Here is a 21,683-nt window from a genome sequence, read left to right as displayed (position 1 = left end):
CCGATCGGCGCGTCGGCACGCGCGGCATCCGTCGCTGCAGTGGCACCGGCGTTTTCGCGCTCGCCCGCGGCGCTTGCCTCGTTGTCCGCCGCAACGGCGGCAGGATCGAATTCGGTCATGATCGTTCTCGGTTCGATGGCGGCGTGTCGCCGCGACAGGACGATGCGGAAGGCATCGGCGCCCAGGCTGCTGGTCATGCGCCGCTCTAATCGGCAGGTTCGGCGCGCGGCACGCGCGCGCCATCAGTCGGTGGGTCGGCGCGCAGCACGCGCGCGGCATCGGTCGGTGGTTCGGCGCGCAGCACGCGCGCGCCGAGTCGAGCGAAGGCTTCGGCTTCGGCGGCATCGCCGCCGTGCTCGATCACCAAGGCCTGCACGCCCTCGGCCGGCCACACCGTATACGGCGCGGCGGTGCCGAGCTTGTCGTCGGTGGCCACCGCCACCACCGCGCGGCTCGCGGCGGCGACTGCGCGCTTGAACTGCGCATCCTCGTAGTCGATCGCGCTGATGCCGGCCTGTGCATCGGCGCCGCAGACGCCGACGAAGTACAGATCGCTGACGATCGCTGCGGCGTCGCGGATCGCGCCGCTGCCGAGACTGGCGCCGACGTGCGGATCGACGCGGCCGCCGATCACGATCAGCTCGATGTCGTCGCGTTGCGCGAGCAGGGCCGCGATCGCCGGCGCATTGGTCGCCACGGTCAGGTCGAAATCGCGCGGCAAGACCTCGGCGATGGCGATGTTGGTCGAGCCGGCATCGAGGAACAGCAACTGCCCGCGTTCGACCAAGGCCAGCGCGGCGCGCGCGAGCGCCGCCTTGCGGGTCGGCGCCTGGGTCCGGCGCTGCGCCAGCGAACCGTGATCGGGCGCCATCGGCAAGGCCCCGCCATAGACCCGCCGGCATTGCCCGGCCGCGGCCATCTCGCGCAGGTCGCGGCGGATGGTGTCGTGGGAGACCTCGAGTTCGCGGGCCAGATCGACCGCGATCACCCGACCCTCGGCCAGCAAGCGCTCCAGGATCAGGCGATGACGCTGTTGCGGCAGCAATTCCTCGGCGGACATATCGACTCAATCGTTAATGATTGAGATCAATTGTGCACAAACGTGCATACGAAGCAAGCCGGAACGACGCGCCGCCCGCAAAGGACCGATCCGGCACAGCCGGCCCCAGAGCGAGCCGGAAGATCGTCGAAACCCGCCCGACCGCCCTCGCCGGCCGCCCGCACCTGTACCCAGGATGCCCGCCGATCCTGCGACCGAGCCGTAGCTCCACACTCATAGGAGTAAACTGGTGGGTCTTCCGACCGGCATCGCCGGCGCTGCTGAGCCTCGTTATGAGCGCCGACCTGACCAATACCTCCCCCGATACCCCGAAATTCACCGACCTCGCCCTGTCCGAGCCGCTGCTGCGCGCGCTCAAGGACGTCGGCTACGAGTCGCCCTCGCCGATCCAGGCCGCCACCATCCCGCCGCTGCTCGAAGGCCGCGACGTGCTCGGCCAGGCCCAGACCGGCACCGGCAAGACCGCGGCGTTCGCGCTGCCGATCCTGGCCCAGATCGATCCCAAGCAGTTCAAGCCGCAGGCCCTGGTGCTGGCGCCGACCCGCGAGCTGGCGATCCAGGTCGCCGAGGCCTTCCAGAAATACGCCGTGCACCTGCCCGGCTTCCACGTGCTGCCGATCTACGGCGGCCAGAGCTACTACCCGCAGCTGCAGGCGCTCAAGCGCGGCGTGCACGTCGTGGTCGGTACGCCCGGCCGCGTCATCGACCACCTCGACCGCGGCACCCTGGACCTGTCCGAGCTGCGTTGCCTGGTGCTCGACGAAGCCGACGAAATGCTGCGCATGGGCTTCATCGACGACGTCGAGAACGTCCTCAAGAAGACCCCGGAATCGCGCCAGGTCGCACTGTTCTCGGCGACCATGCCGAGCCAGATCAAGCGCATCGCCCAGACCTATCTGAAAGAGCCGGTCGAGATCGCGATCAAGTCGACCACGACCACCGCCGCCAACATCCGCCAGCGCTATTGGTCGGTCAGCGGCGTGCACAAGCTCGACGCGCTGACCCGCATCCTCGAGGCCGAACCCTACGACGCGATGATCGTGTTCTCGCGCACCAAGCTCGGCACCGAAGAGCTGGCCGAGAAGTTGTGCGCACGCGGCCTGTCGGCCGCTGCGATCAACGGCGACGTGCAGCAGGCGCAGCGCGAGAAGACCATCCAGAACCTCAAGGACGGCAAGATCGACGTGCTGGTCGCCACCGACGTCGCCGCGCGCGGCCTCGACGTGGACCGCATCAGCCACGTGCTGAATTACGACATCCCCTACGACACCGAAAGCTACGTCCACCGCATCGGCCGCACCGGCCGCGCCGGACGCAAGGGCGAGGCGATCCTGTTCGTGACCCCGCGCGAGCGCGGCATGCTGCGCGCGATCGAGCGCGCCACGCGCCAGCCGATCGAGCCGATGGAGCTGCCGAGCGTCGAGACCGTCAACGAACAGCGCGTCGCGCGCTTCCTCGGCCGCATCACCGAAGCCCTGGAAAGCGCCGATCTCGGCCTGTTCCGCGAAATGGTCGAACGCTACGAGCGCGAGAAGAACGTGCCGGCGGTCGAGATCGCCGCGGCGCTGGCCAAGGTGGTCCAGGGCGACAGCCCGCTGCTGCTGACCCCGCCTCCGGCGGCGCGTTACGAGCGCGAAGAACGCGACGGCCCGCGCGAACACCGCGGCGCGGCGACGCGCAAGTTCGTCGAGCGCGACAACGCCTCGAACTCCGGCGCGCACCGCAAGGAATACCGCCAGACCGACGCGCGTGCGCCGCGCGAAGGCGAGCGCGCTCCGGCGCCGCGTCGCGAAGACCGTCAGTACACCCCGCCGTCGGCGCGTCCGTCCAACAAGGCCGAATCGCTGTTCGACGACGAATCGCCGGCACCGCGCGCCGAGCGCAGCCCGCGCGGCGCGCCCGAAGTCGGCATGGAAACCTTCCGCATCGAAGTCGGCCATGCCCATGGCGTCCAGCCCGGCAACATCGTCGGCGCGATCGCCAACGAAGCCGACCTGGAAAGCCGCTACATCGGCCGCATCGACATCCGCGACGACTACACCCTGATCGACCTGCCCGAAGGCATGCCGCGCGAACTGATGGAGCACCTGAAGAAGGTGCGCGTGGCCGGTCACCCGCTGCGCATCCAGCACGCCAGCCCCGGCGACACCGAAGGCGGCCGCAGCCGTCGTCCGGGCCCGGGCGGCCCGCGTGGTCCCGGAGGCCCCGGTGGCCCGCGCGGTCCTGGCGGCCCCGGCGGCCCGAAGTCGCACGGCGGCCCGCGCAAACCGTTCAAGCCGCGCCCGCCGCGCTGAGTCGAGCTGACCCCGTTCTCCCGACTACGGAAGAACCTGGCTGCTGATCCCTTCTCCCGTTTACGGGAGAAGGTGGCCGAAGGCCGGATGAGGGCGCACGGGCCGACAGGCCGAGAGCTAACCCAGGGCCCTCACCCCAACCCTCTGCCGCCAGCGGAGAGGGAGCCGTTCGCGGCAGCGGCAACCGAGCACAGCACCCGCACCAAAACTCATAAGCCAACCATCGCGTATCGGCGCCGATCTTTGGCATAGTCGCAGCGTAGTCGCTACGCCGCCGCACATGCCCCGCATCCTGGTCTTCCAACACGTCGCCGCCGAACCGCTGGGCACGCTCGATCCCCTGATCCGGCGTCGCGGCCATCGCATCCGTTTCACCAACTTCGACCGCGACCCGCAGGCGCAGCCGAACGTCGATCGCTACCGCGGCCTGATCGTGCTCGGCGGGCCAATGAACGTCGAAGACCAGGCGCAACGCCCGCATCTACGCACCGAACTGCTCGCGATCGAACGCATGCTCGAACAGGGCAAGCCCGTGCTCGGCATCTGCCTGGGAGCGCAACTGCTCGCCCACGTGCTCGGCGCGCCGGTGCGTAAACACCACCGCCCCGAAATCGGCTGGTATCCCCTGCAGACCACCGAGGCCGGCCACGGCGACCCCGTACTCGCGCCGCTGGCCGGCACCGCGCCGGTGTTCCAGTGGCACCGCTACAGCTTCGAAGTGCCGCAGGGCGCGCACCACCTCGCCCGCACCGACACCTGCGAGCAACAGGCCTTCCGCTGGGGCGACAACGCCTACGGGTTCCAGTTTCATCTCGAAATGGACGTGCCGCTGATCGAACGCTGGCTGGCCAACCCGGTCTATCGCGAAGAACTGGCCGAACTCGGCCACGACACCAGCGAAGCGGCGATCCGCGCGCATACGCTCGAACATATCCACGCCATGCAGACCCGCGCCGACGCGGTGTTCAACAACTTCCTGGACCTGATCGGCCAACCCCAGCGGCGCTATACCCTGCCCTCGCGCGAATGGGTTTGACCCCGCACCTTTCAGAACGCGCAGACACGCTCCAAGGGTAGGAGCGGCGCGAGCCGCGACCGCGTCCACTCCGTCGCCAGGTCAATAACGACCAAGATGTCATTCAGTATCTGCGTAGTTTTTGCGTCCGACTCCGCGCCCGGTTAGGGCTACTCAAGGATGCTGCAACCTCCCGGATGCCCCCGAGCCGCCCCCCCAATTCCACGGCGAGAGGGGAGTGATCCCGGACGGTTTCACCAATCCTTGCGTGAGAATCTTTCCAACTCGTGGATGCGGCCAGATGCTTCCTCACTGCTGGGCCAGTCCCTTGATATTGAAATAGATGAAAGCGAAGGCAATAAGCATGACGCCAATTTGTACCGCCTTAGCGATCCATAGGTTCCGCTCGCGGCGTGTCATGCGGCCGCAGACTTCGCACTCGGTGTCACGCTTAAGCAGCATGTGGCCGCAGTGGTCGCAAGCGATGGTGCGATATCTGGGCATGATTGGCTCCAGCTATTAAGGAATCCAATATTGCGCCGCGCCGTCTCGCAGAATGAGATTCTGCGGAGTGAGCGTTGAATTTTCGAGATTGGACCCAGCTTCGGTCCTGACGGCAATAGAGAATGCTGCCGAAGCACACTCCAACTACAAACAGACAATTAACGGGAAGCACGAATCCGGCTTTAGATTCTTGATGCAGCATCCAACCGATACAAATCGAGAATTGGCGTTGACGATCTTCATCTTCGATATCCCCGAGGCCGCGCCAAAGCCTGCTCCTGCGAAGAAGGTGCCAAAGAAATCTTCCAGATAAAGATAAAATGACGATTCGCGGCACAAAAAAAGAGCCCGCCTTTCGGCGGGCTCTTCGTTCTACCGGGTCACTTCCCACCCTTCTTGCGAGGCAGGTTTTGCTCCCTGACTGTCGTGGCCGGATGACGTTTAGCGAAGTCCTCGGTCACGAAGCGCCCAGTCTTGGCGCTTCGGAAGTCAGGCGGCGGACTTTGTTTCTTGCTCATGGCAATGCTCCTCGTTAGCCGTTGAGGGAATGGCCGACATAGCTACCTCGCCGCTCAGGGCGTCGGTTCACCGACGCCCCACTCCGATTCCGATATGAAGTACCACCCAGGTTAGGCGCTGGGCGGCGAGCGGAAGTGCTTGCACACGTATTCCAACCGGCCCTTGCGGACGCGGGTGTATGCGTGGACGAACACCGTCTTTTCGTTGATAGCCATTCGTTGTCGGCCTCAAATTAAGAGGCGCAACGGGCCGGAAGAGGTGGAGCACGCCGTTTCAGACAAGTGGTACTAACGGGCCTAGCCCGAAGCTAATTTGTCTTATACGATGCAACTGTCCGGTGACAGGACGATTGACACGACTCCAGCCCTGGTGTAGTGCGGATCGCCTCTTGGGCCTCCGCCTATCCCGGTCCTCCGATGAAGTCTGTACGTTGACGCGTACTTCCTTCGTCGGTCAGTTCTTCAGTTGTGAAAGATCGGTACTACCTAAGCCCCGCCCACAATGGCGGGGCTTTTTTATTGCGTGGCTGGAGGCTAGCACCCCGCTCAACCAATGAGTTGCAGAGAATGCTGTGGATTACCGGTGCATAACGCAAACCTCAACTACTCCGGTCCACTCCCCCTCTTAACCCCAAGATGTGGTGTTGTTCAGGTAGTACCACGCTACGCCCGGTGCGCAGCGAAGTCAACGCCCTATTTCCCCGAAAGATCAGTCACTTACCGTCTCAAATCCTGCGACTGGCGCGAATTCAGACCACTAATCCGGAAAATCGATAACAGAACGTCATGTGACGCCCATCACCCCGGCTCGCATAGAGCGTTGAAATCAAAGCAGCGGCACTCGGCGCCCTTCAGGCGCGAGGATGAGTCCAAGGCCATGTCACTCACAACTCCAACCCACTCTCAAACCACCGCTCGCTCCCCTCCAGCGGATCGACGAACCGCAACGAGCGCGCCAGCAGTTTCAGCGGCCGCGCGTAGTCGTCGGCCAGCGCCTGCGGCGACAAGGGGTAGAACGGGTCGTTGAGGATCGGGGCGCCGAGGGCGGCCAGGTGCACGCGCAGTTGGTGTTTGCGGCCGGTCACCGGTTCCAGGGCATAGCGCCAGACCGGGCCGTCGCGGTCGACGATGTCGATGCGGGTCTCGCTGTTGGGTTCGCCTTCGGCCTCGCACATGCGGAAGAAGGGTTCGCCGGCGACCAGGCGCGAACGCCGTACCAACGGGAATTCGAGGTCCGGCAGGGCCGGCGCCAAGGCTTCGTAGCGCTTGTGGATGCGGCGTTCGCGAAACAGGCCTTGGTAGGCCGCGCGCGAGGCCGGGTCGCGCGAGAACAGGATCACGCCGGCGGTGCCGCGGTCGAGCCGATGCAGGGGCACCAGTTCGGGCTCGTCGTAACGCCGGATCAGTCTTGCCAGCAAGGTTTCGGCCACGAAGCCGCCGGACGGGGTCACCGGCAGGAAATGTGGTTTGTCGACCACCAGCAGGTGCGCGTCGCGATGCAGCACGCGCTCTTCGAACGGAATCCGAGGTTCCTCGGCGACTTCGCGGAAATACAGAATCTCCATGCCGACCCGATAGACGGCGTCGGCCCTCAGCGGCTGGCGCTGCGCATCGAGTACGCGGCCGCGCGCGAAGCGGTCGAGCCAACGCTCGCGTGCGATCGCCGGAAAACGTGCGCACACGCCATCGAGCAAGTTCGTCCACGGGCCGGGCGGCAGTTGCAAGCGGCTCGGGGCGATGCCGTCGAGGGGCAGATTCGATTCGTTCGGCGACATGCCGGCATCATCGCCGACTTCGCCGCCCTCGCCCACGCCGCAGAACGGCGGCCCGGCGCCCCATCCAGACAAGATCCAGCCCTGATCCAGCAAGACCCAGCCAAGATGCAGCCAGCCGGTCGACGGCCCGATCAGCCTGAACCAGCCCGGGCACCCGAACCGGACGCGGAAGCCGCCAGCGCCTAGAATGCGCGCTGTTTTCCTGCGAGTTCAGCCCATGGCGCCCAATGCCACCATCGTCAAGATCGAGTTGCAAATCAGCGACATGGACCGGCATTACTACGCCGCCCACGCCCTGACCCTGGCGCAACACCCTTCCGAAACCCAGCAGCGGCTGATGGTGCGGATGCTGGCGTTTGCGCTGAACGCGCAGGAACGGCTGGAATTCGGCCCGGGCCTGAGCAGCGAGGACGAACCCGACGTGGTCCTGCGCGACTACACCGGCGACATCGATTTGTGGATCGATGTGGGCCAGCCCGACGAGTCGCGCATCCGCAAGGCCTGCGGCCGCGCGCGCCAGGTCGTGGTGGTGAACTACGGCGGCCGCGCCGCCGACATCTGGTGGGAGAAGAATGTCGCCATCCTACGCCGGCTCAAGAACCTGACCGTGCTCGACCTCGACCCGGCCGCGGTGGAAGCGATGGCCGGCCTGGTCGAACGCAGCTTTCGTCTCGATTGCCAGATCCAGGACGGCGAAGTGTCGCTAAGCACAGACAAGGGCGCGCTGGTGCTGACCCCGGGCGTGCGCCAGAGCGCGGACGCGCGAGCCGCCTGAGCATGACGGAAGCGGTCGATGTGGTGATCGTCGGTGGCGGCGCCGCCGGCTTGATGTGCGCCCTCACCGCAGGCCGCCGCGGCCTGCGTGCGGTGGTGATCGAGCACGCCAACAAGGTCGGCAAGAAGATCCTGATGTCGGGCGGCGGTCGCTGCAATTTCACCAACACCGGCACCACCCCGGCCAATTACCTCTCGGCCAATCCGCATTTCTGCAAGTCCGCGCTGGCGCGTTACACGCCGTGGGATTTCATCGCGATGGTCGAGCGCCATCGCATCGCCTATCACGAGAAAGAACTCGGCCAGTTGTTCTGCGACGTGTCGTCGAAGCTGATCGTGCAGATGCTGGTCGACGAGTGCCTGGCGGCCGGGGTGCGCATCGAGATCGGCTGCGCGGTCGAACGCATCGTCCACAACGAGGGCGACAGCGGGTTCCGCGTGCACACCGCGCGCGGCGGCTTCGCGGCGCGGTCGTTGGTGGTCGCCAGCGGCGGCCTGTCGATTCCGAGCATGGGCGCGACCGGCTTCGCTTACGAGTTGGCCAAGCGCTATGGCCACAACGTGTTGCCGACCCGCGCCGGCTTGGTGCCGTTGACGCTGAGCGGCAAACATCAGGAACGCCTGCAGGACCTCAGCGGCGTCGCCCTGCCGGTCACCGCGAGTTGCAACGGCCAGAGTTTCAGCAATCAGATGCTGATCACCCATCGCGGCATCAGCGGCCCGTCGATCCTGCAGATCTCGTCGTATTGGCAGCCCGGCGACGATCTGCGCCTGGATCTGCTGCCGGGGCACGATGCGCTCGATTGGCTGCAGACGCAGCAGCGCGAGCGTTCCGCGGCGGAGTTGAAGACCGTGCTCGGCGAAGTGGTGCCGCGGCGTTTCGCCCAGCGTTTGTGCGAGGTCTGGCTGGGCAACAAGCCGATGAAGCAATACAACCTGCCGGAGTTGAAGCAGCTCGCCGCGAGCTTGAGCGAATGGCCGCTGGTGGCCAGCGGCACCGAGGGTTATCGCACCGCCGAGGTGACCTTGGGAGGCGTCGATACCGACGAGCTGTCGTCGAGCACGATGCAGTCCAAGCGCGTGCCGGGCCTGTATTTCATCGGCGAGGCCATCGACGTCACCGGCTGGCTCGGTGGCTACAACTTCCAGTGGGCCTGGGCGTCGGGGCATGCGGCGGGCCAGGCGGTCTGACTGTGGTTGCGTCGTGGGCCTGTTGGCGCGGTCGCGGCTTGCGCCGCTCCTACAGGGGATGGCGGCGTCGCGGATGTAGGAGCGGCGTGAGCCGCGACCCGTATCCGCACCGGCGTCGCAAGTCTGTTGGTTGGGTCGCGACTTGCGTCGCTCCTACACGGGATGGCGGCGTCGCGGATGTAGGAGCGGCGTGAGCCGCGACCCGTATCCGCAGCCGCGTCGCAAGCCTGTTCGTTGGGTCGCGACTTACGTCGCTCCTACAGGGGATGGCGGCGTCGCGGATGTAGGAGCGGCGTGAGCCGCGACCCGTATCCGCACCGGCGTCGCAAGTCTGTTGGTTGGGTCGCGACTTGCGTCGCTCCTACACGGGATGGCGGCGTCGCGGATGTAGGAGCGGCGTGAGCCGCGACCCGTATCCGCAGCCGCGTCGCAAGCCTGTTCGTTGGGTCGCGACTTACGTCGCTCCTACAGGGGATGGCGGCGTCGCGGATGTAGGAGCGGCGTGAGCCGCGACCCGTATCCGCACCGGCGTCGCAAGTCTGTTGGTTGGGTCGCGACTTGCGTCGCTCTTACACGGGATGGCGGCGTCGCGGATGTAGGAGCGGCGTGAGCCGCGACCTCGAATCCACAGTGCGCCGTAGATCCATTGGCGCGGTCGCGGCTTGTGACCGCAGGAAATCCCTGTGGGACGTCGCTCCTACCCTGATGGCATTGGATGACACCGCCGCTCGGCGCCCGCCTCAATCCTGTTCGACGGCTTCGCCGAACAGGTCGTGCTCGTCGCTGCCCATGATCTCGACGTCGACGAACTGGCCTACGCGCAGCTGCGCTTCGAGGCCGTTCTGGATCTGCACCAGGCCGTCGATCTCGGGCGCATCGGCCATCGAACGGGCGATGGCCAGGTCGCCGTCGATGGCGTCGACCAGGCAACGCTGGATGCTGCCGACCTTGGCTTCGAGCTTGGCCGCGGAAATCTCGGCCTGGCGCTCCATGAAACGCGCCAGGCGCTCTTGCTTGACGTCTTCGTCGACCGGGTCGGGCAGATCGTTGGCCTTGGCGCCGTCGACCGGCGAATAGGCGAACGCGCCGACGCGGTCGAGCTGGGCTTCGTCGAGGAAGTCGAGCAGTTCCTCGAACTCCTGCTCGGTCTCGCCGGGGAAACCGACGATGAAGGTGCTGCGGATCGCGATGTCCGGGGCGATCGAACGCCAGCGCTGGATGCGCTCGAGGGTCTTGTCGACCGCGCCGGGGCGCTTCATCAGCTTGAGCACGCGCGGGCTGGCGTGCTGGAACGGAATGTCGAGGTAAGGCAGCAGCTTGGGCATCCCGTTATGAGTCTGGGCCATCAAGGGGATGATGTCGTCGACGTGCGGATACGGATACACGTAGTGCAGACGCGTCCAGATGCCGAGTTCGCTGAGGCCTTCGCACAGCGCCTTCATCCGGGTCTGGTAGGACTTGCCGCGCCATTCGCGCTCGGCGTACTTCACATCGACGCCGTAGGCCGAGGTGTCCTGCGAGATCACCAGCAGTTCCTTGACCCCGCCCATCGCCAGCTTTTCGGCTTCGCGCAGCACTTCGTCGACCGGGCGCGAAACCAGGTCGCCGCGCATCGACGGAATGATGCAGAAGCTGCAACGATGATTGCAGCCTTCGGAAATCTTCAGATAGGCGTAGTGCTTGGGGGTGAGCTTGACGCCGATGCCGTCGTCGCGGCGCGGCACCAGGTCGATGAACGGGTCGTGCTTCGGCGGCAGCGCCGCGTGCACCGCGCTCATCACGCTGCCGTAGTCCTGCGGTCCGCTGATCGACAGCACGCCGGGGTGCGCTTCGCGGATCAGCTCCGAGCGCTTGCCGAGGCAGCCGGTGACGATGACCTTGCCGTTCTCGGCGATGGCCTCGCCGATCGCGTCCAGCGATTCGGTCACCGCCGAGTCGATGAAGCCGCAGGTGTTGACCACCACCACGTCGGCGGCGTCGTAGGTCTGGACGATGTCGTAACCCTCGACCCGCAACTGGGTGAGGATGCGTTCCGAATCGACCAGCGCCTTGGGGCAACCGAGACTGACGAAACCGACTTTGGGATTGGCTGGCGAGACGCTGGCGGAAGACATGAACGAGGAGACCTGAACAAGAGAGCCGGACGCCGCGGGGGGCGGCCGGGCCCGGGCGGGAACCGCCGGGGCGCGAATTATAGCCTCCGGGGCTAAACTGGCCGCGGTTTGGATGAATTCGTTCGGGAGCAGGCCATGGGCCACTGGATCGACCTCGACACCCCGGCCGGCACGGTCGCCGCCTGGCGCGCCGACCCCAGCGCGGTCCCGCGCGGCGGATTGGTGGTGATTCAAGAGATTTTCGGGGTCAACGCGCATATCCGCGATGTCGCCGAACGCTTCGCCCAGGCCGGTTACGCGGTGCTGGCCCCGGCCCTGTTCGACCCGGTCGAGCGCGGCGTCGAGCTGGGTTACGACCAGTCGGCGGCGGCGCGCGGGGTCGAATTGCGCAATGCCGTGGGTTTCGACCGCGCCACCGAGATCGTCGGCGCGGCCGCCCACCTGCTGCAAGGCGAAGGCCTGCGCACCGGCGCGGTCGGCTTCTGCTGGGGCGGCTCGATCGCCTTTCTCGCCAATACCCGCCTCGACCTGCCGGCGGTGAGCTACTACGGCGCCCGCACCGTGCCGTTCCTGAGCGAGCGGCCTCGTGCGCCGGTCCGCGCACCGATCATGTTCCACTTCGGCCGCCACGACGGCAGCATCCCGCCGGAAGCGATCGAACAGCACCGACAGGCGCTGCCGACCGCGCCGATCCACCTCTACGAAGCCGGCCACGGCTTCAACTGCAACCTGCGCGCCGACTACGACGCCGACAGCGCCGCGCTGGCCTGGACACGCACGCTCGATTTTCTAGCGGACAGCCTCAAATGAACCCCTGGCACCTGCACCCGCAACTCGCCGACGACACCCATCCGGTCGCCCAGTTCGAACTCAGCGAACTGCGCCTGATGGACGACGCCAACCACCCCTGGCTGATCCTGGTGCCGCGCGTCGACGGCGCGGTCGAACTGATCGATCTCGACGAGCAACAACAGCTCGCCCTGACCCGCGAGATCGCCCGCACCAGCCGCGCGTTGCAGGCCGCGTTCAAGCCGCACAAGCTCAACGTCGCCGCGCTGGGCAACCTGGTACCGCAGTTGCACGTGCACGTGATCGCGCGCTATCGCGAGGACATCGCCTGGCCGCGTCCGGTCTGGGGCATGGCCAGCGCGCAGCCGTATTCCCCCGAGATCCTGGTGCAACGCATCCGCCGCCTGCAGGACGCGTTGCCGGCGTGAGCGCGGCTACGGCGTCGGCGCCATCGGCCCTCGTGTTCGAGGCGCTTGCCGACGATGCCTGGCTGCTGCGGCTCGGCGACGGCATCGACGACGCGGTCAACGCGCGCGTGCATCGCCTCGTCGCGCGGCTGCGCGCGCAAGCGCCGCCGTGGCTGCGCGACCTGGTGCCGGCCTACGCCAGCCTGGCGCTGTTCTTCGACGAGGCCGCGGTCGACGCCTTGAGCGTGCAGGCCTGGCTGATGACGCAATGCGCCGTCATCGACACGAGCGATGACGAGTTACCCGCGTCGCAACGCATCGTCGAGATCCCGGTCGCTTATGGCGGCGATTACGGCCCGGATCTCGACAGCGCCGCCGCAGAACTCGGCCTGTCCGCGCACGATTTGATCGCGCGTCACAGCGGCGGCGAGTACACGGTGGCGATGATCGGCTTCGCCCCGGGCTTTCCGTATCTGTCCGGGCTCGACCCCGCGCTCGCTCTGCCGCGCCTGGCGACGCCGCGCACCGAAGTCGCCGCCGGCAGCGTCGCCATCGGCGGCGCCCAGACCGGCATCTATCCGCGCCCCGGTCCCGGCGGTTGGCGTCTGCTCGGTCGCACGCCGCTGACCTTGTTCGACCTCGCGCGCGCCCAGCCGAGCCTGCTGCAACCCGGCGACCGGGTGCGCTTCGTCGCCATCGACGCGGCCGCGTTCGCCGAACTTGCGCGCCTGCAAGCGCAGACGCCGGCATGAACACACGAAACGAATTCATCGAAGTGATCGCGCCCGGCCCGCTGACCAGCGTGCAGGACCGGGGCCGGCACGGTTGGCGCCATCTCGGCATCGCCCGCAGCGGCGCGCTCGACCCGGACCTGGCCGCGCTGGCCAATCATCTGGTCGGCAATCGCGACGACGATGCCGTGCTCGAACTGAGCCTGCACGGCCCGAGCCTGCGCCTGCCGCGGCCGTCGCGCATCGCCCTGCTCGGCGCGTCGGTCGATGCCCGCTTCGAGGGCACGGTGTTGCCGATGGCGCGGCCGATCGATCTGCCGGCCGGCACGCTCAAGCTCGGCGGCGTGCGCAACGGCGTGCGCGCCTGGCTGGCGATCGCCGGCGGTTTCGAAGTGGCGCCGGTGCTCGGCAGCCGCAGCACCGATCTGCGCGGCGGCTTCGGCGGTCACCAGGGCCGCGCCTTGCAGGCCGGCGACCGTCTGCCGCTCGGGTCGGCGCCGAGCTTGCGCATCGACTCGCCGCGCATCGCGCGCTGGTGGGTCGACCCCGATTTCGACGAAGACCCGCACCTGCCGATCCGCTATCTGCCCATCGCAAATCCAGCGCTGGCCGACAGCGCCGCAGCGCTCGCCCGCCAGCCCTGGAGCGTCGCCGCCGCCAGCAATCGCCAAGGCCTGCGCCTGGACGGCGCGCCCTTGCCCGCCGTCGGCGGCAGCGGCGTGTCCGAACCGGTCGCGCCCGGCACCATCCAATTGCCGGCCGACGGGCGTCCTATCGTCCTGCTCGCCGACGCCCAGACCGTCGGCGGTTATGCGCGCCTGGGCCATGTGATCGCCGCCGATCTGCCGCGTTTGGCGCAGGCGCCGCCGCATGCGCGGCTGCGCTTTGAGGCCTGCGATGCGCCAGCGGCGATTGCTGCGCTGCGGCATCGGCGCGAACGCATGGTGCGTCTGCGCCTTGCGCTGGCATCGCGCTTGTCGCACACGCGCTAGCGGCATCGCGAATCTCCGCCACTGTGCCGAATTCGGCACCCAGCTAGGGCAAAAGGCACTATCGCTTCCGGCCCGGTTGCCGCGACGATCGACGGCGCACTCACGCCGCCGCTCAGGCGGTCCGCACCTGCTCGACCGTCACACGAACCGCTTCGCCGTCATCGCCTTCTGGAGATTCCGCATGCGTTCCCTGCGTCTGTTGTCGCTGTCCGTCTGTGTCGTCGCCGCGCTCGCCGCCGGCTGCAAATCCGAAACCGCCGCGCCGCCCGCCGGTGCCGATGCCGCGCCCGCCGCGGCCAAGCCGGCCGGCGCCGAATGGAACGCCGCCGTCGACGGCTTCCTCAGCGGTTTCTTCGAACACTTCCCGACCTGGGGCGCGAACGCCGGCAAGCACGAGTTCGACGGTCGCCTGCCGGATTTCTCGGCCGAAGGCCTGCAACGCAACATCCAATGGCTGCACCAGCAGCGCGACGCGATCAACGCGTTCGGCGACGAGCGCCTCGACGCCGCTCAGCGCTATCAACGCGATTACGTGCGCGCGGTCATCGACGGCCAGTTGTTCTGGCTGGAAGAATCGGGTTTTTCCGCCAAGAACCCGGCCTTCTACGCCGGCGACCTGTCGCCGAGCATGTACCTGACCCGTCCTTATGCGCCCTTGCCGCAGCGCATGGCCGCGTTCGTGACCTATCAGGAAAACCTGCCCAAGGCGGTCGCGCAGATCCGCGCCAACCTCAAGGGCCCGTTCCCCGAAACCTATATCCAGCTCGGCACCGCGGTGTTCGGCGGCCTCGCCCAGTTCTTCGACACCGACGTGCCGAAGATCTTCGCCGAGGTCAAGGACGACGCCCTGCAGGCGCGCTTCAAGCAATCCAACGCCGCCGCCTCGGCCGCCATGCGCGAACTGGCCGAGCACATGGCCTCGCAGAAAGCCCAGGCCACCCAGGATTTCGCCCTGGGCGCGGACAAGTTCGCGAAGATGCTCAAGGCCACCGAAGGCGTCGACCTGCCGTTGGACCAGCTCAAGGCGGCCGGCGAAGCCGACCTCGAACGCAATCTCGCCGCATTGAAGAGCGCCTGCGACCAATACGCCAAGGGCAAATCGCTCAACGACTGCATCACCCGGGTCAACGACGACAAACCGGTCGGCGGCGCGGTCGAAGGCGCGCGCGCGCAACTGGTCGGCTTGCGCCAGTTCCTGGTCGACAAGGACCTGGTGACGATCCCGGGCACCGAGCAGGCCAAGGTCGAGGAAGCGCCGCCGTTCAACCGCAACAACTTCGCCTACATCGAGATCCCCGGCCCGTACGAAAAGAACCTGCCGTCGGTCTACTACATCGCCCCGCCCGATCCGAACTGGCCGAAGGCCGAACAGGACGCCTACGTGCCGGGCAAGGCCGATCTGCTGTTCACCTCGGCGCACGAAGTGTGGCCGGGCCATTTCCTGCAGTTCCTGCACGCCAACCGTTCGCAGTGGAAGTTCGCCCAGTTGTTCGTCGGCTATGCCTATGCCGAAGGCTGGGCGCACTACACCGAGGAAATGATGTTCGACGCCGGCCTCGACGGCGCGACCCCGGAAATCCACATCGGCCAACTCACCAACGCGCTGCTGCGCAACGTGCGTTATCTGTCGGCGATCGGCCTGCACACCGGCGGCATGACCGTCGCCCAGTCCGAACAAATGTTCAAGGACAAGGCCTTCCAGGACCCGGGCAACGCCCGCCAGCAGGCCGCGCGCGGCACCTACGATCCGGCCTACCTCAACTACACCTTGGGCAAGCTGATGATCATGCAGTTGCGCGAAGACTGGACCGCTACGCGCGGCGGCCGCAACGCATGGAAAGGGTTCCACGACCAGTTCCTGAGCTACGGCGGGCCGCCGATCCCGCTGCTGCGCGGACAGATGCTGGGCACCAAGCCGGAAACCAAGTTGTGGCAGGCGCCCAAGCCTGCGGCAGCGGCCAGCGCAACGGCACCGTCTTCCGCGGCGCCGACCGCGGCCGACGCCGCGCACTGAGTCGGTCGAACACTGATGACGACAAAAACGGGGCCGCACGCGGCCCCGTTCTTGTTCGGGCGGCAACGGGCTTGCCTACGCGAAGCCGGCTGCAGATTCCCCTTTGAAATCCGTTTTAGATCCCCCCTTTGAAAAAGGGGGGCAAGGGGGGATTTGCTCTTCGCTGCAACAACAAAGCAAATCCCCCGGCGCAGCCACCCTATCCAGCCTCCGATTCGCACAGGCGCCAGCCCCCTTCCGCAAAGGGGGCGAAGTTGCAGCGCGGCGCAACCCATTCGAAGCTCGCTTCGATCCCCACTCCAACCCTCTTTCGCTCCATCCCCCCCTTTGAAAAAGGGGGGCCAGGGGGGATTTGCTCTTCACTGCAACAACAAAGCAAATCCCCCGGCGCAGCCACCCTATCCAGCCTCCGATTCGCGCAGGCGCCAGCCCCCTTCTGCAAAGGGGGCGAAGTTGCAGCGCGGCGTAAGCCACTCGAAGCTCGCTTCGATCCCCACTCCAACCCTCTTTCGCACCATTCCCCCCTTTGAAAAAGGGGGGCAAGGGGGGATTTGCTCTTCGCTTTGCTGCAACGACAAAGGCAAGGGCAAATCCCCCGGCGCAGCCACCCCAACCAGCCTCCGATTCACGCAGGCGCCAGCCCCCTTTAAAAAAGGGGGCGAGTTGTCCAGCTCGTTCGCACTGACGGCTCCTCCGCCCTCGCCGCCCTCGCCCGCGCGAAGCGATGCTTCCAGTCAGTGGTCGCGCCCGCCTCTTGGTCCCCCCACCCCAACCCGTCTAGACTCCTTGCGTCCCCGGGCCCGGCGCCCTGCACCACTTACGAGACCGCACCAATGAAATCCAACGTCGTCGGCGCCCTGATCCTGATCGTCATCGGCACCCTGTTCCTGCTCAACAATCTGGGCTTCACCAACGTCAGCCTGACCCGCTTGCTGATGACCTGGTGGCCGGCGATCCTGATCGCCGTGGGCCTGGGTCTGCTGTTCAAGCGCGGCAAATAGCCGCGCGGAGTCTCGCCTCATGCAGGACCGCATCGATTTCAATTGCGATCTCGGCGAGGGTTGCGGCGACGACGCCGCGATCCTGCCCTTCGTCAGTTCGGCCAACATCGCCTGCGGCGGCCATGCCGGCGACGAAGCCACGATGCGCGAGACCCTGCGCCTATGCCGCGAACACGGCGTCGCCGCCGGCGCGCATCCCGGTTACGACGATCCCGAACACTTCGGCCGCCGCACCCTGCCGTTGAGCCGCGACGAGATCGGCATGCTGATGCTCAACCAGCTCGCCCGGCTCGCCGCGGTCGCCGCCGACGAGGGCGTGCGCCTGAACCACGTCAAACCGCACGGCGCGCTGTACAACCTCGCCGCCGACGATCGCATCGTCGCCGAAGCCATCGTCGGCGCGGTCGCCGCGTTCGACCCGAACCTGATCGTCTACGGTCTGTCGCAATCGCAACTCACCGACGCGGCCGAAGCCGCCGGCCTGCGCGTCGCCCACGAGGTCTTCGCCGAGCGCGGTTATGCCCGCAACGGCCGGCTGTTGCCGCGCGGCCAACCCGGCGCGGTGATCGAGTCGCTCGACGACGCGATCGCCCAGGTCCACGGCCTGGTCGTGCGCGGCGAAGTCGCCACCGCCGACGGCGGCCGCATCGCGCTGCGCGCCGACACCCTGTGCCTGCACGGCGACCGCAGCGACGCGCCGGCGTTCGCGCGTGCGCTGCGCGACGCGCTCGTGGCCGACGGCATCCGCATCCTGCCGGTCGCATGAGCGGCCGCGCCCTATCGCAGACGGCGCCATCGGCAAACCCCATCACCGAATTTCCATGAGCGAGGGCGTGGCATGAACTATTGGCCCCTGATCGGCGTCGCCGCGGTCGTGATCGGCTTCGTACTGCGGCTCAATCCGGCCCTGGTCGTGGTCGCCGCCGGTTTCATCACCGGCCTGGCGGCGCAGCTGTCGCCGCTGGACATCCTCGAAGTGCTGGGCAAGGCGTTCACCGAGAAACGCTTTCTGTTGCTGTTCCTGCTGACCCTGCCGGTGATCGGCCTGCTCGAACGCCACGGCCTGAAGGAACACGCGCAAAACTGGGTCGCGCGATTGCGCGGCGCGACCATGGCGCGGCTGTTGGTCGCCTATCTGCTGATGCGCCAGCTGTCTTCGGCGATCGGCCTGACCAGCCTCGGCGGGCATCCGCAGACGGTGCGGCCGCTGCTCGCGCCGATGGCCGAGGGCGCGGCGCAGACCCGCCATGGCGAGCTCGACGACGACGAACGCCAACGCATCCGCGCCCTGGCCGCCGGCACCGACAACGTCGGCATGTTCTTCGGCGAAGACATTTTCATCGCCTTCGGCGCGGTGCTGCTGATCCAGAGCTTCTTCGCCGAGCACGGCTTCACGCTCGATCCGCTACAGATCGCCTTGTGGGGCATTCCGACCGCGATCTGCGCCTTCGTCATCCACTCGGTGCGGATCGTCCGCTTCGAACGCGGACTGGCGCGACGGCGCGCCGTTGCGGCGACGACCGAAGCGCCCTCGCCATGATCACCCTGACCTTCGTCTACTGGGTGCTCGGCGCCTATTTCGGCGTCCTCGCCTGGCGCGGCCTGCGCGATCGCTCGAATCCGCGCCACTATGCGAACGGCACGTTCTGGGGCCTGATCGCATTGCTGATGTTCGCCGCCGAGCATCTTCCGAACAAACTCGTCGGCGCCTGCGTGGTCGTGCTCGCGGTGCTCGCCGGTTTCGGCGGCCTCGGCAAGGGCGGTTACGACGAAACCGCCGCCGAAGAAAAACAGGACGAAGCGCAGCGGCTCGGCAACCGGCTGTTCTGGCCGGCGCTGTTGATCCCCAGCGTGACCCTGATCGGCGCGCTCGGCCTGAAGTACGTGCGCATCGGCGACACGCCCTTGCTGCAGACCGCCAACGTCACCCTGATCGCGCTCGCCATCGCCTGCCTGATCGCGCTCGCGGCCGCATGCCGGCTGACCGGGCAGACGCCGTGGAGCGGCGTCGAGCAATCGCGGCGCCTGGTCGATTCGATCGGTTGGGCGGCCTTGCTGCCGCTGCTGCTGGCCACGCTCGGCAGCGTGTTCGAGGCCGGCGGCGTCGGCCAGGCCGTGGCCGGCGTGGTGCGCTCGGTGATTCCGGTCGACAACGCCTTCGTCGTGGTCGCGGCCTACGCGCTCGGCATGGCCTTGTTCACCGTGATCATGGGCAACGCCTTCGCCGCGTTCCCGGTCATGACCGCCGGCATCGCCCTGCCCTTGCTGGTCCATCACCACGGCGCCGAACCGGCCTCGCTGGCGGCCATCGGCATGCTCTCGGGCTATTGCGGCACCCTGCTGACGCCGATGGCGGCGAACTACAACCTGGTGCCGGCGGCCTTGCTCGAACTCAAGGACCCCTACGGCGTGATCCGCGCGCAATGGCCGACCGGCGTGGTGCTGCTGGCTTGCAACGTCGCCTTGATGTACTGGATCGCGTTCCGATGAAGGCGCGCCCGCCGACTGTGCAGGCGCCGGCTCTGCAGGCACCGACACTGCAAGCGCCGGCTCTGCAGGCACCGATCCTGTTGACCGGCTTCGCGCCGTTCGGCGGCGAGACCGACAACCCGAGCTGGGACGCGGTACGCCGGCTCGACGGCGCGTCGATCGCAGGCAACGACGGCGCCGAACATCGCATCGTCGCGCGTTGCCTGCCGGTCGCGTTCGGCCAATGCCTGGACGAATTGAACCAAGCCATCGACAGTCTGCGGCCGGCGCTGGTGCTGTGCGTCGGCCAGGCCGGCGGCCGCGCGCAATTGTCGCTGGAGCGCATCGCGATCAACCTCGACGATGCGCGCATCGCCGACAACCGCGGCGCGCAACCGATCGACGAGCCGGTGGTCGCCGACGGCCCGGCCGCGTATTTCACCGACCTGCCGATCAAGGCCATGCTCGCGGCGCTGCGCGCGGCCGGCATCCCGGCCGAGGTGTCGCAGACCGCCGGCACCTATGTCTGCAATCACCTGTTCTATGGGCTAATGCATGCCTTGCGCGGCCACGACGGCGTTCGAGGCGGCTTCATCCACATTCCGTATGCTCCGGCACAGGCTGCGCGCCATGCCGGTGCGCCGAGTCTGGCGATCGATACCGTCGTGCAAGGCCTGCGGGTGGCGCTGGAGACGGCGCTGACCACGCGGGTCGACCGACGCATCGCCGGCGGCGCCGAACACTGAAACGGGCGTTCGCCTAACCACCCAATATCCGACGGAGTATCCCCATGCATCGCCTGTTACTCGCCGCCCTGCTCGCCACCGCCGCCGTCGCCGGCTCGATCGCCGCCCCGGCGCACGCCGGCCTATTCGACAAGAACCCCGAGCAGGTCGCCACCGAGGCCGTCAACAAGAACCTGATCGCGGTGACCCTGTGGGTCGACGCGAGCTGGGGTTTCCGCAACCAGGGCGCGGCCAACGCGCTGAGCCGCGCGCATCAGGCCTTCACCACCCGCGATTACGACGTGGTCAGCGTCGAGCCGTATATCGAGAACGGCGATCTGCAGGGCTTTTTCGTTACCTATCAGCGGCGCTGAGCGCGGGCTTTCTGAAGGCCGCGCCGGTGGTCGTAGCGGCGCGGTCGCGGCTGGTGAGTGCAGAAAATCGCTGTTGGACGTCGCTCCTAGCCTGGAATCGCCGATGTCGTGTGGGTGCGCGGTCGCGGCTTGCGCCGCTCCTACCCAGGGCCCGGGCGTTCTTAAGGCCATAAAAAAACGCGCCGATGCGAAAGCGTCGGCGCGTTGGTTTTCGGCGTTCGGTCTAACGTCGGGATCAGCGCGCGACGACGACCTTGGTGCCGGCGATCTGGTCGTGCAGGCAGCGGCGGTCGTCGCGGAAGATCATCAGCACGTCGACCAGCTGGACGATCGCGCCCAGGCACGGAATCAGGCCGACGCCCTGCGAGAACAGGTAGCGCTTGCCGAGCAGCTCGGCCAGGCTCGGCTGCAGGCCGTCCATGTCGACGATCTTGATCTTCATGACCTTCTTGCCCCAGGTCTGGCCGCTGGCGTTCAGCGGGTAGGCCTGGACCAGGAAAAACACCACGATGCCGATCAAGCCCCACATCATCTGCAGGCCGAAGGTCTGTTCGCCGGCCTGGGCCGCGGTCATGACCTGTTCGAAATAACCGCCGACGAACATCACCGGCATCAGCAACACCAGCATGATCACGGCGTCGATGATGGCGGCGACCAGCCGGATGCCGCGATCGGCCAATTCCTCGCCGTCGGGCTCGGGCGCGGTCAGCGAGGATTGCGGGCTTTGATACGGGTTCTGCGGGTCCATTCCTTTGCTCCTTGGTTGAGATAGCGCCAACGGCCCCCTGCCGCGACGCCTGTCGAATTGTGACGGCGAACGATAACAGGCCGGCGGCATCAATACGCATCCTGTCGGCCGATTCGCTCGACCGATTCGCCGCCTTGCGTCCAAGCCGGCGACGGACCGGCGCGGCGGGCCGCACGCAGACGAGAACG

21 protein-coding genes are annotated in these 21,683 nt (G+C 67.1%); 15 read left to right on the top strand and 6 right to left on the bottom strand.

What is annotated here, in order from left to right; all coding sequences use genetic code 11:
- Window positions 1-205 precede the first annotated feature (205 nt).
- Window positions 206-1,060 carry a DeoR/GlpR family DNA-binding transcription regulator gene (locus tag ACKN61_RS10115; RefSeq protein ID WP_408953350.1) on the bottom strand — a complete coding sequence of 285 codons (855 nt, stop codon included), beginning with the start codon at window positions 1,058-1,060 and terminating at the stop codon, window positions 206-208.
- A gap of 284 nt (window positions 1,061-1,344) precedes the next feature.
- Here ACKN61_RS10115 and ACKN61_RS10110 point away from each other — a divergent pair, with 284 nt between their 5' ends.
- Window positions 1,345-3,354: a DEAD/DEAH box helicase gene (locus ACKN61_RS10110; RefSeq protein WP_408953791.1), complete on the top strand. Its 2,010-nt coding sequence runs from the start codon at window positions 1,345-1,347 to the stop codon at window positions 3,352-3,354.
- Between the two features lie 280 nt (window positions 3,355-3,634).
- Window positions 3,635-4,390 (top strand): type 1 glutamine amidotransferase, encoded by a 756-nt coding sequence (locus tag ACKN61_RS10105; protein ID WP_057917608.1) that lies wholly within the window; start codon window positions 3,635-3,637, stop codon window positions 4,388-4,390.
- A gap of 288 nt (window positions 4,391-4,678) precedes the next feature.
- Here the strand turns inward: ACKN61_RS10105 and ACKN61_RS10100 are convergent, their stop codons facing one another.
- From ACKN61_RS10100 to ACKN61_RS10090, 3 genes are all read right to left on the bottom strand, one after another.
- Window positions 4,679-4,873, bottom strand: a complete 195-nt coding sequence (locus tag ACKN61_RS10100; RefSeq protein ID WP_408953349.1) for a hypothetical protein — start codon at window positions 4,871-4,873, stop codon at window positions 4,679-4,681.
- Window positions 4,874-5,253: 380 nt separating this feature from the next.
- Entirely contained in the window at window positions 5,254-5,391 is a 138-nt protein-coding gene (locus ACKN61_RS10095; protein WP_408953348.1) for a hypothetical protein, read from the bottom strand.
- Between the two features lie 884 nt (window positions 5,392-6,275).
- Entirely contained in the window at window positions 6,276-7,166 is an 891-nt protein-coding gene (locus tag ACKN61_RS10090; protein WP_408953790.1) for a pseudouridine synthase, read from the bottom strand.
- 217 nt (window positions 7,167-7,383) lie between these two features.
- Between ACKN61_RS10090 and ACKN61_RS10085 the strand changes: the two genes are divergently transcribed.
- Entirely contained in the window at window positions 7,384-7,941 is a 558-nt protein-coding gene (locus tag ACKN61_RS10085; RefSeq protein WP_408953347.1) for a YaeQ family protein, read from the top strand.
- Window positions 7,942-7,943: 2 nt separating this feature from the next.
- Entirely contained in the window at window positions 7,944-9,131 is a 1,188-nt protein-coding gene (locus ACKN61_RS10080) for an NAD(P)/FAD-dependent oxidoreductase (protein ID WP_408953346.1), read from the top strand.
- Window positions 9,132-9,871: 740 nt separating this feature from the next.
- Here ACKN61_RS10080 and rimO read toward each other — a convergent pair.
- Window positions 9,872-11,245 carry a 30S ribosomal protein S12 methylthiotransferase RimO gene (gene rimO, locus ACKN61_RS10075; protein WP_031372245.1) on the bottom strand — a complete coding sequence of 458 codons (1,374 nt, stop codon included), beginning with the start codon at window positions 11,243-11,245 and terminating at the stop codon, window positions 9,872-9,874.
- A 135-nt stretch (window positions 11,246-11,380) separates the two neighbouring features.
- Between rimO and ACKN61_RS10070 the strand changes: the two genes are divergently transcribed.
- From ACKN61_RS10070 to ACKN61_RS10020, 11 genes are all read left to right on the top strand, one after another.
- On the top strand, window positions 11,381-12,055 hold the full coding sequence (locus ACKN61_RS10070) for a dienelactone hydrolase family protein (protein WP_408953345.1): 675 nt from the start codon (window positions 11,381-11,383) through the stop codon (window positions 12,053-12,055).
- A complete protein-coding gene (locus ACKN61_RS10065) occupies window positions 12,052-12,462 on the top strand; it encodes an HIT family protein (RefSeq protein WP_031372247.1) in 411 nt (136 codons plus the stop codon). Before ACKN61_RS10070 ends, ACKN61_RS10065 begins: the two co-directional genes overlap by 4 nt.
- Window positions 12,459-13,193: a 5-oxoprolinase subunit PxpB gene (gene pxpB / locus ACKN61_RS10060; protein ID WP_408953344.1), complete on the top strand. Its 735-nt coding sequence runs from the start codon at window positions 12,459-12,461 to the stop codon at window positions 13,191-13,193. Before ACKN61_RS10065 ends, pxpB begins: the two co-directional genes overlap by 4 nt.
- Complete coding sequence (locus ACKN61_RS10055) at window positions 13,190-14,164, top strand: biotin-dependent carboxyltransferase family protein (RefSeq protein ID WP_408953343.1); 975 nt, start codon at window positions 13,190-13,192, stop codon at window positions 14,162-14,164. Before pxpB ends, ACKN61_RS10055 begins: the two co-directional genes overlap by 4 nt.
- Window positions 14,165-14,345: 181 nt before the next feature.
- Complete coding sequence (locus ACKN61_RS10050; protein WP_408953342.1) at window positions 14,346-16,178, top strand: DUF885 domain-containing protein; 1,833 nt, start codon at window positions 14,346-14,348, stop codon at window positions 16,176-16,178.
- 833 nt (window positions 16,179-17,011) lie between these two features.
- Window positions 17,012-17,179: a LiaI-LiaF-like domain-containing protein gene (locus ACKN61_RS10045; protein WP_408953341.1), complete on the top strand. Its 168-nt coding sequence runs from the start codon at window positions 17,012-17,014 to the stop codon at window positions 17,177-17,179.
- 19 nt (window positions 17,180-17,198) lie between these two features.
- Window positions 17,199-17,945, top strand: coding sequence for a 5-oxoprolinase subunit PxpA (locus ACKN61_RS10040; protein ID WP_408953340.1), 747 nt, complete (start codon window positions 17,199-17,201; stop codon window positions 17,943-17,945).
- 72 nt (window positions 17,946-18,017) lie between these two features.
- On the top strand, window positions 18,018-18,719 hold the full coding sequence (locus ACKN61_RS10035; RefSeq protein WP_408953339.1) for a DUF969 domain-containing protein: 702 nt from the start codon (window positions 18,018-18,020) through the stop codon (window positions 18,717-18,719).
- Window positions 18,716-19,669 (top strand): DUF979 domain-containing protein, encoded by a 954-nt coding sequence (locus tag ACKN61_RS10030; protein ID WP_408953338.1) that lies wholly within the window; start codon window positions 18,716-18,718, stop codon window positions 19,667-19,669. Before ACKN61_RS10035 ends, ACKN61_RS10030 begins: the two co-directional genes overlap by 4 nt.
- Window positions 19,666-20,394: a pyroglutamyl-peptidase I gene (gene pcp, locus ACKN61_RS10025; RefSeq protein ID WP_408953337.1), complete on the top strand. Its 729-nt coding sequence runs from the start codon at window positions 19,666-19,668 to the stop codon at window positions 20,392-20,394. The genes ACKN61_RS10030 and pcp overlap by 4 nt, the downstream gene beginning before the upstream one ends.
- A gap of 44 nt (window positions 20,395-20,438) precedes the next feature.
- Complete coding sequence (locus ACKN61_RS10020; RefSeq protein ID WP_036148699.1) at window positions 20,439-20,747, top strand: hypothetical protein; 309 nt, start codon at window positions 20,439-20,441, stop codon at window positions 20,745-20,747.
- 235 nt (window positions 20,748-20,982) lie between these two features.
- Here the strand turns inward: ACKN61_RS10020 and ACKN61_RS10015 are convergent, their stop codons facing one another.
- Window positions 20,983-21,495: an RDD family protein gene (locus ACKN61_RS10015; RefSeq protein WP_031372256.1), complete on the bottom strand. Its 513-nt coding sequence runs from the start codon at window positions 21,493-21,495 to the stop codon at window positions 20,983-20,985.
- Window positions 21,496-21,683 lie beyond the last annotated feature (188 nt).

This window comes from Lysobacter sp. Hz25 (assembly GCF_046097045.1).
Classification (GTDB): domain Bacteria; phylum Pseudomonadota; class Gammaproteobacteria; order Xanthomonadales; family Xanthomonadaceae; genus Lysobacter; species Lysobacter antibioticus_B.
This window is presented reverse-complemented; position numbering and strand designations above follow the sequence as displayed.